We start from the raw sequence: 13683 nt of genomic DNA on the forward strand, positions 1-13683 counted from the left end.
TGTTCAAGGCTTCGGGCCTGTTCGAGCTTCGGTTTTCCGACCACCTTCGGCCCGGCCGGTTCAGATGCGCTTCTAGTTTGTGTTGCATGCCAGCGATTCCGGGAATTGGCAGGGCTGGCCGAGTGCGGTGAATGCAACGCGATCCACCTGCATGGCGAGCTTGCGGCCGGGATCCGAGAACGGCCCCATCCAGCCCTTCATCGTATCGCTGCCCCACAGGCTGAAATAGATCCTTTGCGAATGGGTGGGCAGCTTCGCCGGATCGGTGATCTCGTGGACAAGCTTGCCGTTGACGTACCAGCGCAGCCGGTCCTTTTCCCAGACGAAGGCGTAGTCGTTGAAGGCCTTGTCGGTGCCGCCGGCGACGTCGACCAGTTTCTCGTTCTTGCCTTTACCGGCTATGTAGGCGTTGACCTGAACCTTGGACGTGTCCTTGGTCAGCACCTCAAAGTCGATTTCATCATGCGGCTGCTTGTCGGCATCGCCGACGAAGCTGAAGAATGCAGCGTTGACGCCGGAGCCCGTGTCGGTCTTCATCCGCGCCTCGTAGGTGCCGTAGCCGAAGCGCTGCTTGGTCTGGATCTCGGCGCAGGCGAATTCGCGATCCTTCAGCTTGCGCTTCTCGAAACCGAGCGTCAGCATGCCGTCGGAAAGCCCGATCAGGCTTTTGGACCAGGTGCAGTTCTGATGCTTGCCGTTCGTCCAGCCGTCGGAAATGTACCAGCGCGCGCGACTGAGGCTGGTGAAATCATCGACAAAGGACGGCGCGGTTGGGAGATCCTGGGCGCGGACGGGCACCAGGCCCGCAATCATGCTGACGAGAACGATCAGCAGAAACGCGCCGTCTGAACGGAGCCGCCGCAGCTTGCCTGGGATCGGGCGCGTGAACCGGGTGCCGCGGGTTGCCGGGGCGGACGTGCTTTTAGGATCTGCATTCATATCAAACTCACCTTTGTGCTGTGCGCCCCCAAAGCGATCGTTCGAACCGTGACGAAACAACCTGATCTTGACCTCTGTCGCTCCCAAGCTCCGTGTTGTGCCTAAAACCATTGCGCCGACCCGGGGTGTTCGCTCAGCCTTTGCCGGAATCGGCGGGCTTCACAAAATCGGTCCTTATGTCGGGACCGTTCTGCCGCTTCTCCTCGAAGATTTCATCCAGCGAATGACGGAGATCCTTCATCATCTGCATCTGGCGCGACAGCGCTGCGATCCGCCGCTCGCAATTCAGGATCGACCTGGTCAGTTCGCCGACTTCGGAAGACCTGCGAGAGGAGACCGCTCCGTTCTCCATGGCCTCGACCAGAAAGGCGGCATTGGTGGCCGTCGTCCTGTAGCGGTTCTCAAGTCCGCTCTTCTCCGCCTCGACTTCGGCCGCGATCTGGTCCAGCAGCTTTGCCAACCGATCGAGGCGCGAGGTGTCGGTCTGCGTGTCGCGCGCCGGATCTCTCGATCGGAAGCGAAAGATCGAGGCCATGTAGTCAGCGCCCCATCATCGTCGAGCTGGTGACCGGCCTTGGCGCCAATCCACATTCAAAAGACATTTCTTGCATCGTCCAGCTCCTCCGACAGGGGATGTCTCGGGCCAGTTCGGTTGGCCGTCCAAAATTGCTGCACCGCAACATAGATTGCCATTCCCTGCGCGCATAGGCAACCACCTAGATCGTAAACTCTTGAATCTCGTTGAAATGGTGCGCGCCGACCGAAGGGTAAGGGAGTGGCTACCGCCATCGCACGTTGACGGGCCTAGCTTTCGCTGGCCGTGCTGGTTCCGGCCATGAGGAAGCGCAGCGGCGGCACATGCTGACGCTTCGCGGCGAGGCCAGCGCGGCGAAACAGCGCATCCAGCTTGTCGGAGGCAACGCCGCGGACGACGGCTGTGAGGTTGGACGAGCTGGCCAAGGCGTAGGCCGCAGCCGGCGCCAGCCCGCGCTCAGCCTTCACATCTAAAAACTTCCGCAACCGGTATTTGTCGCGGATGTGCCGCTCGTGCCTTCTCAGCGCAGCCTTCGATGCCTCCGGCAAACTGTCGATCGCAAGCAGTGCGAGGTCGGCATCGGCCAAATGCTTCAGGTCCTGGGTCTTGTGCCGTCCGCTCAGCGAATCGGCGCGCACGATCGCGCCGTAGCCACAGGATTTGATGACCTTGAAGCGCGCGCCGTGGGCAACCGCGCGCGCATAGAGTTCATAGTCTTCACCCAGGCGCAGCTTCTCGTCGTAGCGCAGCCCATGCCGATCGAGGAAGGCGCGGCTGATCACTGGCTTGAGGAAGCCCAGTTCCCCTCGTTGCACACGGCGCCTGGAGATGTTGGCGTCGATGAAACCCTCGAAATCGAGGAATTCCGGTTCGGGCGAGAACGGTGGAGCAACGATTTTCGAAACGTCGGTTGCCGCGTCATCCCTGACAAGCATGATGTTGTCTGCAGCGAAATCCCAATCGGTGCTGGCGAACAGTCTGTGAAACCTGCCTTCGAAAAAGAAATCATCAGCGTCCAGGATGCTGATAAACGGCGACCTGGAACCGGCTATCGCGGCGTTGCGGGCAAAGGAGGGGCCGCGATTGACGTCGAAGCGGATGACGGAAAGGCGGCCCGTGCCGTCGTCGGCTGCGTAGGCGACTTTCGCGGTATCGTCGGTGGACGCGTCGTCGACGACGACAACTTCCGCAACCTCCGGCTCGCGTAATGCCGATGCAATGGCAGCCGGAATTGTCCGCGCCGCATTGCGGGCGGCGATGATCACGCAGACCTGGGATGATGTCATGGACATGCCTCTCGATTGCAGAAGTCGTTGCGGATTTCCTCGCCTCGTCCGCTCAATGCCTCACCGCCCATCTGAAATGCATCGGCCCAAATGCCTATGCTGCAAGTGCGAAGCAGCATCGCCAAAATCATCGGCGCCGTCCAGTTTTTCATTTTGCTGGGTGTCATAGCCCGATTGGGCAGGCGGCGAGCCTCGATCGGGATGGCTCCAGAAATGCGCCGCTTGGCAGAGCCGTTCCTACACGCTCCATCAGACCGTTCGACTGGCGGAAACCAGTTGCTGATCGTCGCCGACCGGATGGCGGCGACGCAGAGCGAGCGCGTCGAGGCCGGCAGTGTCAAGCAATCGAAAGAACAGGAATGCCGACCGCCGGTGTTGTTGAAGCGAGCAATCCGTCAGAGGACCGGCAAGCTTAGCCACAGGTCACATGGACATCGCAGACCGCGGCCAGGCCTGAAATCAGTGAAGGCCCCTTCGAGCGCTGAATTTTTCGCCTTCGGCCGCTTCGTCCGAACTCAGCTTTCTTTCAGCGTCGCGAATTTTGTCGGCCGGGGTCGGGGCATTTCTGGCGATCATGGCAAAGACCAGCAGAAAATAACCCAGTTGGATGACTATCGCGCAGCCGATGACACGAAAAAGCGTCGTACCGAGCGAGGCGCCGCCCAAATACGACCAGACGATCACGATCGCCAGCGCAAAACACATTCCGATAATGAACTTTGGCAGTGACATACCCGATAGCCCATCAACCGGCTCGGGAAAAAATGTCGACAAGCCCACCCCGAGCACCTCCCTTAAACTCTGCGAGCTTATTTAGGTTGCCCGCATCTGGCCGGTTGCTTCCGGCCTAGCCCAATCTGTCCATAGTCCGACAGCAACAATTTGCAACTCTATTGACCCGCGCAATAGGCGGCAAGGGCAGTTGCGGAATAATTTTAAACGAATCCTCGGGATCGACTCTGCCATGGTGCAATGCACACGTCGGCATCACCACTGATTGCCGGATATCGACTCGCTCCAGTAAGATTTATAATATTGGCCAGTATTTTAGCATAACATCAGTCGATATTTTGAAATTCTAAATGATGGCAAAGCTCCACAGCAGGGTATAAAGAGCGATTCGCCTAAAATCAGCCGCAAAATTGGACTAGCTTTTCCAAAATTGCCCATAATCTGTCTCTTTTGCGACATAAAGGCGAAATTTTGTGCAGGACGAGTTTATTATTTAGTCAGTTCATGACGCGACTATTACAGCCGTCTGGGAAATTGTGTGTTGCGCTGCAACATTTTTTTGGTATCGTGCGGTAAACCATCCGTTCAACGTATGGAGTTTACGCATGAGGGACGTAGCCAAGCCGGCCGATGCGGATTTTTCGCAGGCCGGCGTCGATTTTCCGCCACCGATCGGCGGCCTGCTCAAACGCAGCTTCGATATTGCCGGTTCGCTGATCGGCCTGATCGCTCTCAGCCCGCTGTTCGTGATGATAGCGCTGCTTGTCAGGTTTTCCGATGGCGGGCCGATTTTCTATGGTCACAGCCGGATCGGCCGCGGAGGACGGATTTTCCCGTGCCTCAAGTTCCGCACCATGGTTCCAGACGGCGAGCGGGTGCTTGCTGCCTATCTCGCCGCGAATCCGGAGGCCAACGCCGAATGGATAGCGACGCGCAAGTTGAAGAACGACCCGCGGATCACGCGCGTCGGAGCGGTGCTGAGGAAGCTCAGCCTCGATGAGTTGCCGCAGATCATCAACATCCTGCAGGGGGATATGAGCCTGGTCGGGCCTCGTCCCGTCGTGCGCGATGAGCTGGAGATCTATGGCAATTCGGCCGTCTATTACCTGAAATCGCGCCCCGGCCTGACCGGGCTCTGGCAGGTCAGCGGACGCAACGATGTTTCCTACGACAGCCGCGTCGCATTCGACAGGCACTATGTCGAGAACTGGTCGATGTTCGAAGACATTCGCATCATCATCAAGACCGTACCTGCGGTCTGGATGTCGCGAGGCTGCTACTGACGGCCGCTTGCTGGCCGTGCATCGAGGAGCGACTGTCCAGAATTCGGGCCCAGAACTCAGGCCCCCAACTCAGGCATCGGCAGCTCATCGGGCGGGGCAAACCAGATCGGAAACGCTCAGTTGAAAGCAGATATAATCGATATCTTTTGCACCGGCATTTTCTCCAGACGCATGCGGCGAGTACGGCTTTTGACGACTTGCCTCACAATGGCGACCGGCCTGACGCTGTCGCTAGCCCTGCCACAGTTTGCCTTCGCCGACGACTATCGGCTTGGAGCACAGGACAAGCTGACCATCCGCGTGGCGGAATGGCAGACCGTCGAAGGCACGTTCCGTGACTGGTCGGCCATCAATGGAGAATACACAGTCGGCCCCGCTGGAACCTTGTCGGTTCCGTTCGTCGGCGAGATGCCCGCATCCGGCAAGACGACTTCGGAGATCGCCGCATCGCTCGGCGAGGCACTGCAGCGCAAGCTCGCTCTGGCCGACAAGCCGGAGGCTTCCGTCGAAATGGCGCAGTACCGGCCATTCTACATCTCTGGCGAGGTGCAATCGCCCGGCCAGTATCCTTGTGTGCCTGGGTTGTCCGTGCTGAAAGCGATGAGCATTGCCGGCGGAGCCCGGCGGAACCCGGAGAGCGGGCAGCGCTTCGACCGCGACCTGATCAATGCCAAGGGCAATTTCGACGTACTACAAGACCAATTGGTCAGGCTGACCGTCAAGCGCGCCCGCGTCGAAGCGGAACTGGCGGACAAGCCGACATTCGCGGTGCCGAAAGAGGTGGCCGACGATCCGAAACTGCCCAGCATCGTTGCCGATGAGACGGCGATCCTGGCGGCCGACCAGAAGAAACTCAAGCTGCGCTTGCAGGCGCTCGACGATTTGAAGGCGCTGCTGCAGAGCGAGATCGATTCGCTGCAGAAAAAGATCGTCAACCAGCAGAAGCAGGTCGATCTGGCGAAGGAGCAGCTCAACGGCATCGGCTCGCTGGCGCAAAAGGGCCTGGTCGTCAACACGCGGGTTTTGAACTCGCAGCAAACCATCGCCGACCTTGAAGGCCAGATCCTGGATTACGAAACGGCGATTCTCACGGCCAAGCAGTCGATCAGCAAGGCCACCCAGGACGCCATCGATCTGGAGAACACGCAGAACTCCAGCCTCGCGACCGACCGGCAACAGACGGAAGCCGATCTCAACGAGGTGACGCTGAAGCTGAATATGGAAAAAGCCTTGATGTCAGAAGCCTTGTCGGGCAGCCCCATGCCGCAATTCTACGGCAACAACGAACCAGCGGCCTTGTCATTTTCTCTGGTGCGAGTGGTCGACGGCAAGACCAGCGAAATCACCGCCGATGAAGACACGCCGGTGCTGCCAGGGGACGTGATCAAGGTCAAACCGGCGCCCCTGGCCATCCAGTAGCTTCTTTCCACCGGGAGCGAAGCACCACCCCGCAGGCAGCGGTCTGCGGGGTTTGGGCTTGGTATCTTATGGATCAGAAAAACAAGGCAGCCTTCGGGCAACGAACCGCCTGGATCCGCCCGCTCTAGCCTCGCACGGCGTCCGGTTCCTCGAGATGGTTCACGGCGTTCCACCGGGACGGAGCGACGGCCGGCACCCTCACCAGCTTGAAGTAGCTGTAGTACAGCAGGAACGATCCCATGATGTAAGGGTTGAGGGTCTCGACCTCGACGAAGGACCGGATGAACAGAAGCACCATGACGCCGGCAAGAATCACGGAGTCGGCTTGCCATGTCCTGAATATCAGCGCCGAGACGTGACCCCAGAGCGTGCGCAGGATGATCAGCGAAAGCAGTGTCGCACCGACGAAGCCGAGTTCCACCAAGGTCTCGATGTAGGTGTTGTGGAAGTGGAAGCCGCTTCGCGCGGCGATGTAGAATTCGTTCCACAGCCGCTCGGCCTCGGAGAAGCCCTGCACCCAATAGGCCGCGTAGCCGATGCCGAGGATGGGCGATTGCTGCGCGGCATTCCACCCCTGTTGCCAGAGGTAGGTTCGTCCGGTGAGCGTCGAATCCTTGCCGAAAAGGCCAAGGACAAAGTCCATCAGCCCGAGATTCAGCGCAATCACGGTGCAGGCGACCAGCGCACCCGCACCGATCATGAAAATCACCCGGCGATGTCGGAGCGAAAGCAGCTTGCCGATGGAAAGCAGGGCGACCAGAGCGAGAACCGCCGGAGTGGATGCCATCGAAGTGGCCGAATGCGACACGACCAGCAGATAGCCCGACAGAAGGACAATCGGTACGATCAACAAAAAGCTTATCCGGCCCCGCCTGAGAAAGGCGAGGTAGACAACGCAGAAATAGATGCCAAGCGATGCGACAAAGCCAATCTGGTTCTTGGAGCTGAACGCGCCGACGAAATTATACGTGCCATCGAGAACGTCGTAGGAATAACTCGCGACCTTGAGCGAGTAGAGCAGGACGACGAAAATCCCGATCAGGGCGCCTATGGTCAAGGTCCGGACGCTGACGGTGCGCGCGGCAATGTAGGCGCAGGCGATATGCGAGCAATATTGGACGGCCGTCCTTGCCGTGGTGCCGGGGGCTGCCGACCAGAACACCGAGAAGCAGACATAGATTGCAAAGGCCAGCGGAAGCCAGGCGCTGGAAGCGTGCCTTAATATCTTCCGGTGGTCGACCAGGATGAGCGGCAGCCAGACTGCATAGTAGGCCAGGATCATGGCCTGGCCGAAAATGGTCGAGTAGGAGAACGCCCAGATCGAGACGGCAACGGCAAAGCTGCCATAGACCGTGTTCTTGTCCGGATCGATCAACAGAGATTTTGGAATCTTCATCTCGGTAGCGGTTTTCCGTCCTTGCAGCTCAATGCCGATTTCATGGGCCGCTCATGGACCGATGCATCGGATCGATGGGAGCTTCGCCTGCTGGCGCTCGCATTGTGCAGTGCAATATAACCCATCCGGCGCCGCCTGTCACCCGGATGCCAACTGGACGCGTCGTTCCTGCAGTTCTCTCAATACCGGACGAGACGATTTGGGCAGGGAGGCAGTCCCCTCTAATTGCCCGGTGCTGGCCCATCGCAAGCTGTTCTGAGGTTGCAAGTCCGCGCTTGAACTTGTCCGCCGTTGACTTCACATTCGCCGCCGATTGGGAGGAAGACCACATGCCGATGAGTTTCGCAGGACGATTTGCCGGACGATCTGCTGTTATCACCGGCGGCGCCTCAGGCATCGGCCTGGCCGTCGCGCAAAGGATCACTGACGAAGGCGGGCGTGTTTCGGTCTGGGATCGCGATGCCGCCCAGATCGAGCAGGCCAAGGCCATTGTTCCAGCCCTGCACAGCGTGACCCTCGACGTCGCCGACCCCCTAGCTGTCGAAGCCGCCGCCGGAGAGACGATCGAAGCGCTTGGCGCAGTCGATGTCCTTGTCACCAGCGCTGCTATCACCGGACCGAACATGACGACCTGGGAGTATTCCGTAGAGGATTGGCGCCGGGTCATCGACATCAACATCAACGGCGTCTTCTTCTGCAACAAGGCGCTGGTCCCGCATATGCTCGAACGCAATTACGGCAGGATCGTCAACATCGCCTCGATTGCCGGCAAGGAAGGTAACCCGAACGCCTCGGCCTACAGCACCTCCAAGGCGGCGGTGATCGGCATGACCAAGTCGCTCGGCAAGGAGTTGGCCAAGACCAAGGTGACGGTGAACTGCGTCACGCCGGCGGCCGTGCGCACCGCAATCTTCCAGCAGATGAGCCAGCAGCACATCGACTTCATGCTGTCCAAAATACCGATGGCGCGGTTCGGCGAGGTCGAGGAGGTGGCGGCGCTGATTTGCTGGATCGCGTCCGAGGAATGCTCGTTCACGACGGCTGCCGTCTTCGACGTCTCCGGCGGCCGGGCGACCTACTGAGGCAGGCCGGACGCAAACCGCCCGACCGGATCGCGGCGCCTCAATCGTGAAGCTCCCGCGAGATCGGCGGGCCGATCGAAAAATCGCTGAATGTCACTTCGAAGCCCTCGCGCTGCGGCGAACAGCACATCATGCCGACATCGACCGTTTTCGACGGCGGGAAATAGGCAAGCCGCACCGGTTTCCAGTGCTTGTCAGATGCGTCGCGATACTGGACGCGGATCGTCTCGGCATGGCGGGTCAGGCGGATCCTGACCCCGTCCGGATCGGCCGGAATGCTGGCCAGCGACCAGTCGGAGGCATCGTTGGTGACGACGACGGAAAAATACATCAGCCCGTCGGTGTATTCGATGCCGGCCTTGATCCAATGCGTCTCGCTCAGGCGGATCATAAGCCCGGCTTGGTCGTAAAGCACCTCATAGTGCCCCTTGACCGTGACTTCGGCGCTGAAATCGCCCTCGACCTCACGATAGAGGAAATGGCCATTGTCACGCCAGAAGTCGTAGAACGTCTCTCGCCAGAAGTCGGTCTCCTTGCCGGTTCGCACATGCACCGTATTGTCGCCGAAGGCATGGTGCGGCGGCGGATTGAGCCAGGTCAGGTCGGTATTCTCAGATGTCATCGATTTGCTCGCCTGCCTGGCTGGTCTGCCGCCTTTTCTTAGCCGGCAAACGTGTAAGCGGTCTTCACTGTGGTGTAGAACTCTGCGGCATAGCGGCCCTGCTCGCGCGGGCCGTAGCTCGATCCCTTGCGCCCGCCGAAAGGCACGTGGAAGTCGACGCCGGCCGTCGGCAGGTTGACCATGACCATGCCGGCTTCCGAATTGCGCTTGAAATGCGTGGCGTGCTTGAGGCTCGAGGTGCAGATGCCGGAGGTCAGGCCGAACGGCGTGTCGTTGGCCACCGCCAGCGCCTCGTCATAATCCTTGACGCGGATGACGTTGGCGACCGGTCCGAAAATCTCCTCGCGCGAGATGCGCATGGCGTTGGTGGTTTCGGTGAACAGCGCAGGCTGCAAATAGAAACCGCGGGTTTCGCGATCGAGCCGCTCGCCGCCGAAAGCGAGATCGGCGCCTTCCTGACGTCCGATGGCAATATAGTCTTCGTCCTGCTTGAGTTGGCTCTGGTCGACGACCGGCCCGATCTGGGTCTTCGCATCGAGAGCGTCACCGATGACCAGCTTGCTCAGGCGATCTTTCATCGCCTCGACGAAGCGGTCATGGATGCCGTCCGTCACCACCAGGCGGGACGACGCCGTGCAGCGCTGGCCGGTCGAGAAGTAGGCGCCGTTGACCGCGCAGTCGACGGCGACGGCAAGGTCGGCATCGTCGAGCACGACAAGCGGGTTCTTGCCGCCCATTTCGAGCTGGAACTTGCGCATGTGCTCGACGCTGGCGGCGGCCACGCGCTTGCCGGTGCCGACCGAGCCGGTGAAGGTGATAGCGTTGAGATCAGGGCTGTCGAGCATGGCCTGGCCGACCACCGAACCTTTGCCCATCACCAGGTTGAGCACGCCCTTGGGCAGTCCGGCGCGGTGCAGGATGTCGACAATTGTCCAGGCGCTCTCCGGAACGAGTTCCGCCGGCTTGAAGACGATGGTGTTGCCGTAGGCCAGCGCTGGCGCGATTTTCCAGGCCGGAATGGCGATCGGGAAATTCCACGGCGTGATGATGCCGACGACGCCGACGGCTTCGCGGGTGATCTCGACGCCGACGCCGGGCCGCACGCTTGGCACCAGCTCGCCCGACAGACGCAGCGTCTCGCCGGCGAAGAAGTCGAATATCTGTGCAGCCCGCACAGTCTCGCCGATGCCTTCGACCAGCGTCTTGCCTTCCTCGCGCGCCAAGGCCCGGCCGATTTCATCTTTCCGCGCGGTGATCTCGTCCGACGCCTTCCTCAGCACCGCATGGCGTGCCAGCAGGCCCGATCGAGACCATGCTGGAAATGCCGCTTTCGCCGCCGCGATGGCCTGCCGAGCGTGCTCGGCGCCTCCCGATGCATATTCGCCGACCACGTCGTCGAGATTGGACGGGTTGATGTTGCGGGAGCCGGCATCGCCCACCCATTCGCCATCGATGAGGTTCTTTCGAAACGGGATCATGTCGCTGTCTTCCTTGTCGTCCTTCGATCGCCGTCTATCTGGACCACCGACCGCCGCACCGCAAGGCCGAAGGCGGGCAAACTTCTCCTCCTCGACAGGCATGTGATAGGTGTCGGGGCGGGAAAGACGATTCTAGTGTGGTGCGACGCGGATCGCACGGGAGGAAAAGTATCATGTCCGACAGCGCCTTGCCGCTGGTGATCAGCGCACCCGAACCGCGCACGCTCGACCTGATCTTCACGCCGGCTGCGCTGGCGAAGTTTCGATCGAAATACCGCATCGTCGAAACATCGCCCGAAGATGTCAGAGCCCTGCCGGCCGATATCCTTGCCGAAGCCCGCTACATCGTCGGCCAGCCGCCGATCGCGCCGGAGACGCTGGAAAAAATGAAGGCGCTGCGCTGCATCTTCAATGTCGAGAGCAACCTCATCAACAACATGCCCTACGAGACGCTGTTTTCGCGCGGCATCCATGTCGTCACCACCGGGCTGGTGTTTGCCGAACCGGTGGCCGAGCTCGGCCTTGCCATGGCGCTCAACCTTGCCCGCGGCATTGTCGATGCCGACCTCGCTTTTCGTCAGGGCAAGGAGCTGTGGGGCGGCGACGGCAACCGGACGGCGCGGCTTCTTTCCGGTGCGGATGTCGGCATCATCGGCTTCGGCGATCTTGGCCGTGCGCTCAACCGGCTGCTGTCGGGCTTTCGCACGCGGACAAAAGTCTTCGACCCGTGGCTGCCGCCGTCGATCCTGATCGAAAACGGCGTTGAGCCGGCCTCTCTCGACGAGGTTCTGTCGAACAGCGATTTCATCTTCGTCGTCGCTTCGGTGACCAGCGAAAACCAGGGTTTCCTTGGTGCCGACGCGTTTGCCAGGATGCGCAAGGGAGCCGCTTTCATCCTGCTCAGCCGAGCCGGAGTGGTCGATTTCCCGGCACTGATGGACGCCGTCCGCAGCGGCCATATCGTCGCCGCCAGCGATGTTTTTCCTGAGGAGCCTCTGGCCCAGGATCACCCGGTCCGCACATTGCCGGGATTCCTGCGCTCCGCCCACCGGGCCGGTGCGCTCGACATCGCCTTCAAGCGGATGGGCGACATGGTGCTGGAAGACATGGACCTGATCGACCGCGGCCTGCCGCCGATGCGTTCGAAGCGGGCCGAGCGTGAGACCGTTTCGCGAATGCGTTCGAAGCCGGTCGACAAGAATTAAGCCGTCTGCCCGACGGGTCGCACATGCTCAGACGGTGAAGGACCAAAACAGGCAGGCCAGTGTCGCTGCGGCGAAGACGACGAAGAACAGGCTTCTCAACAGGATGTTGCGGCGCAGCTCATTGATGAAGAGATGGCATCCGACGACGGCTGCGACAAACAGGAACCGCCAGTTCAGCAGCGCCGAGAGCACATCGCGCTGACCGAAAGCAAATCTCGCGACGAGACATCCAACGATGACCGCAAACAACACGATGACCGTCCAGAAGATCGCATCGGCGGCATGTGTCAGGACGATGCCAGCGAGCCTGATCGGCAGAACCATCATCAGCAGTGCGCTGAAAAAATAGATCGCCGCGAGCGGAATGAACGTCCCCGCATCGGCGACGTCGCTCAAGCGCTTGGCGCCGATCGCGCCATAGGGATAGCCATGCCTGGCCACCGCCAGGCTGAGCGCCATCAGCAAGGCCGCCAGCACGGCGGCAAGCGCGAATGAGGTCAGGGCTTTGCTCATGAGGCTCCCGTTCAGAACGAATCGAAGTCAGAACGTTGGTAGCCCATGGTTTGTAAATTGCTAGTAAGCATCATACAGCGGCGCGGCAGAGTTCCTCGGCGCATTCACTCTGCAGCTTGAAGACGCCGCCCGTCGATAATGGTCTTGATCTCGGCGCGGCAAGAGCCGCAATTGGTGCCGGCGTGAAGGGCGGAGCCGATCGCCGCGACGCTGGTGCAGCCGCCGCGCACCGCTTCCGCGATCTGGTTGGCACCGACCCCGAAACAGGCGCAGACGATGGCACCGCGGTCGACGCTCTTGCCGCCAGGCCTGCCGGCGACAATCGCCAACCGCGCCTGCCGATCGGCATGGTCGGCACCCAGTTGTTCGACCGCCCAGCCGCGCGACACCGCTACCGGGGTAGGCGCAAGATAGAGCGCGCCGACCAGCCGACTGCCCGCGAACCGGGCGAAGCGATGGTGCCCGCCGGCGATGTCGTGATAGGCGAGCGTCTCGCCTTCCAGGCCTAACAGCGCGGCGGCAAACCCGGTCCAGTCGCGGCCGGACCGCAGCGCAATTTCGAGGCGCCAGCCGGTGGGGCAGCTGGCGAGGCTCCAATAATCGGCGTCGATCGAGGCGGGCCGTTCGGCAAGCACGGCGAAGCCGAAGGCCGTGGCGGCGAACCGCTGGATGCGGGCGGCAACATTCTTCGAGGCCGGCTGGCCTGAAATCGCATCGGTCGTCGGCGCGACCAGTGCATCGACGCGCGCGCGGGCGGAGGACTGATCGGTCCAGTGCATCGGTACAAATACAGAGCCTTGGCGTTGGCGCACCGTCACCAGCGCGCGGACCAGCACCTCGCCATGGGCAGTCGAGACGCGCACGATGTCGGCATCGCCGATGCCGTAGTGCTGCGCATCCGCCGGGTGGATTTCGACGAACGGTTCGGCCATGTGCTGCGACAGGCGCGGGCTCTTGCCGGTCCGCGTCATGGTGTGCCAGTGGTCGCGCACGCGCCCGGTGTTGAGGACGAGCGGGTAGTCCGGGTTGGTGCGGGTTTGTGCGGCTGGGCGGATGGCAATGAAGCGCGCCTTACGGTCGGGCGTGTAGAAATTGCCGTTGGCGAAGAAGCGGGTGCTTTTGTCCTCCGGCTGGCGCCAGGCACCCCCCTCTGGCCTGCCGGCCATCTCCCCCTCAAGGGGGGAGATCCGCCG

Annotated in this window: 13 protein-coding genes; 4 read left to right on the plus strand and 9 right to left on the minus strand. The window is 61.1% G+C overall.

Going from position 1 to position 13683, the window contains the following annotated elements; genetic code table 11:
* Positions 1 to 72: 72 nt before the first annotated feature.
* The 4 genes from E5W70_RS15115 to E5W70_RS15130 form a co-directional block, all read right to left on the minus strand.
* Entirely contained in the window at positions 73 to 813 is a 741-nt protein-coding gene (locus tag E5W70_RS15115) for a family 16 glycosylhydrolase (RefSeq protein ID WP_292659419.1), read from the minus strand.
* A gap of 259 nt (positions 814 to 1072) precedes the next feature.
* Positions 1073 to 1474 (minus strand): hypothetical protein, encoded by a 402-nt coding sequence (locus E5W70_RS15120; protein WP_292659399.1) that lies wholly within the window; start codon positions 1472 to 1474, stop codon positions 1073 to 1075.
* 269 nt (positions 1475 to 1743) lie between these two features.
* A complete protein-coding gene (locus tag E5W70_RS15125; RefSeq protein ID WP_292659401.1) occupies positions 1744 to 2766 on the minus strand; it encodes a glycosyltransferase family 2 protein in 1023 nt (340 codons plus the stop codon).
* 453 nt (positions 2767 to 3219) lie between these two features.
* Positions 3220 to 3540 (minus strand): exopolysaccharide production repressor exox, encoded by a 321-nt coding sequence (locus E5W70_RS15130; protein ID WP_292659403.1) that lies wholly within the window; start codon positions 3538 to 3540, stop codon positions 3220 to 3222.
* Positions 3541 to 4097: 557 nt separating this feature from the next.
* On the opposite strand from E5W70_RS15130, the gene E5W70_RS15135 reads away from it, so the two are divergent.
* Together E5W70_RS15135 and E5W70_RS15140 are read left to right on the plus strand one after the other, a co-directional pair.
* A complete protein-coding gene (locus E5W70_RS15135) occupies positions 4098 to 4775 on the plus strand; it encodes a sugar transferase (RefSeq protein WP_292659405.1) in 678 nt (225 codons plus the stop codon).
* Positions 4776 to 4982: 207 nt separating this feature from the next.
* Positions 4983 to 6194, plus strand: a complete 1212-nt coding sequence (locus E5W70_RS15140) for a polysaccharide biosynthesis/export family protein (protein WP_292659420.1) — start codon at positions 4983 to 4985, stop codon at positions 6192 to 6194.
* 124 nt (positions 6195 to 6318) lie between these two features.
* On the opposite strand, the gene E5W70_RS15145 is transcribed toward E5W70_RS15140, so the two are convergent.
* Positions 6319 to 7590 carry an O-antigen ligase gene (locus E5W70_RS15145; protein ID WP_292659407.1) on the minus strand — a complete coding sequence of 424 codons (1272 nt, stop codon included), beginning with the start codon at positions 7588 to 7590 and terminating at the stop codon, positions 6319 to 6321.
* Between the two features lie 329 nt (positions 7591 to 7919).
* Here E5W70_RS15145 and E5W70_RS15150 point away from each other — a divergent pair, with 329 nt between their 5' ends.
* Positions 7920 to 8672 carry an SDR family NAD(P)-dependent oxidoreductase gene (locus E5W70_RS15150; protein WP_292659409.1) on the plus strand — a complete coding sequence of 251 codons (753 nt, stop codon included), beginning with the start codon at positions 7920 to 7922 and terminating at the stop codon, positions 8670 to 8672.
* A 40-nt stretch (positions 8673 to 8712) separates the two neighbouring features.
* Here E5W70_RS15150 and E5W70_RS15155 read toward each other — a convergent pair whose 3' ends face one another.
* On the minus strand, positions 8713 to 9294 hold the full coding sequence (locus E5W70_RS15155; RefSeq protein WP_292659411.1) for a DUF1349 domain-containing protein: 582 nt from the start codon (positions 9292 to 9294) through the stop codon (positions 8713 to 8715).
* Between the two features lie 38 nt (positions 9295 to 9332).
* Positions 9333 to 10769, minus strand: a complete 1437-nt coding sequence (locus tag E5W70_RS15160; RefSeq protein WP_292659421.1) for an aldehyde dehydrogenase family protein — start codon at positions 10767 to 10769, stop codon at positions 9333 to 9335.
* A 176-nt stretch (positions 10770 to 10945) separates the two neighbouring features.
* Between E5W70_RS15160 and E5W70_RS15165 the strand changes: the two genes are divergently transcribed.
* Positions 10946 to 11977: a hydroxyacid dehydrogenase gene (locus E5W70_RS15165; protein ID WP_292659413.1), complete on the plus strand. Its 1032-nt coding sequence runs from the start codon at positions 10946 to 10948 to the stop codon at positions 11975 to 11977.
* A gap of 27 nt (positions 11978 to 12004) precedes the next feature.
* Here E5W70_RS15165 and E5W70_RS15170 read toward each other — a convergent pair whose 3' ends face one another.
* Both E5W70_RS15170 and E5W70_RS15175 read right to left on the minus strand, forming a co-directional pair.
* A complete protein-coding gene (locus E5W70_RS15170; RefSeq protein WP_292659414.1) occupies positions 12005 to 12490 on the minus strand; it encodes a hypothetical protein in 486 nt (161 codons plus the stop codon).
* Positions 12491 to 12594: 104 nt separating this feature from the next.
* A partial coding sequence (locus tag E5W70_RS15175) for a molybdopterin dinucleotide binding domain-containing protein (protein ID WP_292659416.1) occupies positions 12595 to 13683 on the minus strand: 1089 nt, incomplete at its 5' end.

Origin of the sequence: Mesorhizobium sp., from assembly GCF_005063415.1 — a bacterium.
Taxonomy (GTDB): Bacteria; Pseudomonadota; Alphaproteobacteria; order Rhizobiales; family Rhizobiaceae; genus Mesorhizobium.

Excerpts from the sequence above, each read along its gene's own strand:
- E5W70_RS15115 (WP_292659419.1), bottom strand. The coding sequence starts at position 813 with ATGATTGCGGGCCTGGTGCCCGTCCGCGCCCAGGATCTCCCAACCGCG.
- E5W70_RS15120 (WP_292659399.1), bottom strand. The coding sequence starts at position 1,474 with ATGGCCTCGATCTTTCGCTTCCGATCGAGAGATCCGGCGCGCGACACG.
- E5W70_RS15140 (WP_292659420.1), top strand. The coding sequence starts at position 4,983 with ATGGCGACCGGCCTGACGCTGTCGCTAGCCCTGCCACAGTTTGCCTTC.
- E5W70_RS15170 (WP_292659414.1), bottom strand. The coding sequence starts at position 12,490 with ATGAGCAAAGCCCTGACCTCATTCGCGCTTGCCGCCGTGCTGGCGGCC.
- E5W70_RS15165 (WP_292659413.1), top strand. The coding sequence starts at position 10,946 with ATGTCCGACAGCGCCTTGCCGCTGGTGATCAGCGCACCCGAACCGCGC.
- E5W70_RS15155 (WP_292659411.1), bottom strand. The coding sequence starts at position 9,294 with ATGACATCTGAGAATACCGACCTGACCTGGCTCAATCCGCCGCCGCAC.
- E5W70_RS15135 (WP_292659405.1), top strand. The coding sequence starts at position 4,098 with ATGAGGGACGTAGCCAAGCCGGCCGATGCGGATTTTTCGCAGGCCGGC.
- E5W70_RS15145 (WP_292659407.1), bottom strand. The coding sequence starts at position 7,590 with ATGAAGATTCCAAAATCTCTGTTGATCGATCCGGACAAGAACACGGTC.
- E5W70_RS15125 (WP_292659401.1), bottom strand. The coding sequence starts at position 2,766 with ATGTCCATGACATCATCCCAGGTCTGCGTGATCATCGCCGCCCGCAAT.
- E5W70_RS15150 (WP_292659409.1), top strand. The coding sequence starts at position 7,920 with ATGCCGATGAGTTTCGCAGGACGATTTGCCGGACGATCTGCTGTTATC.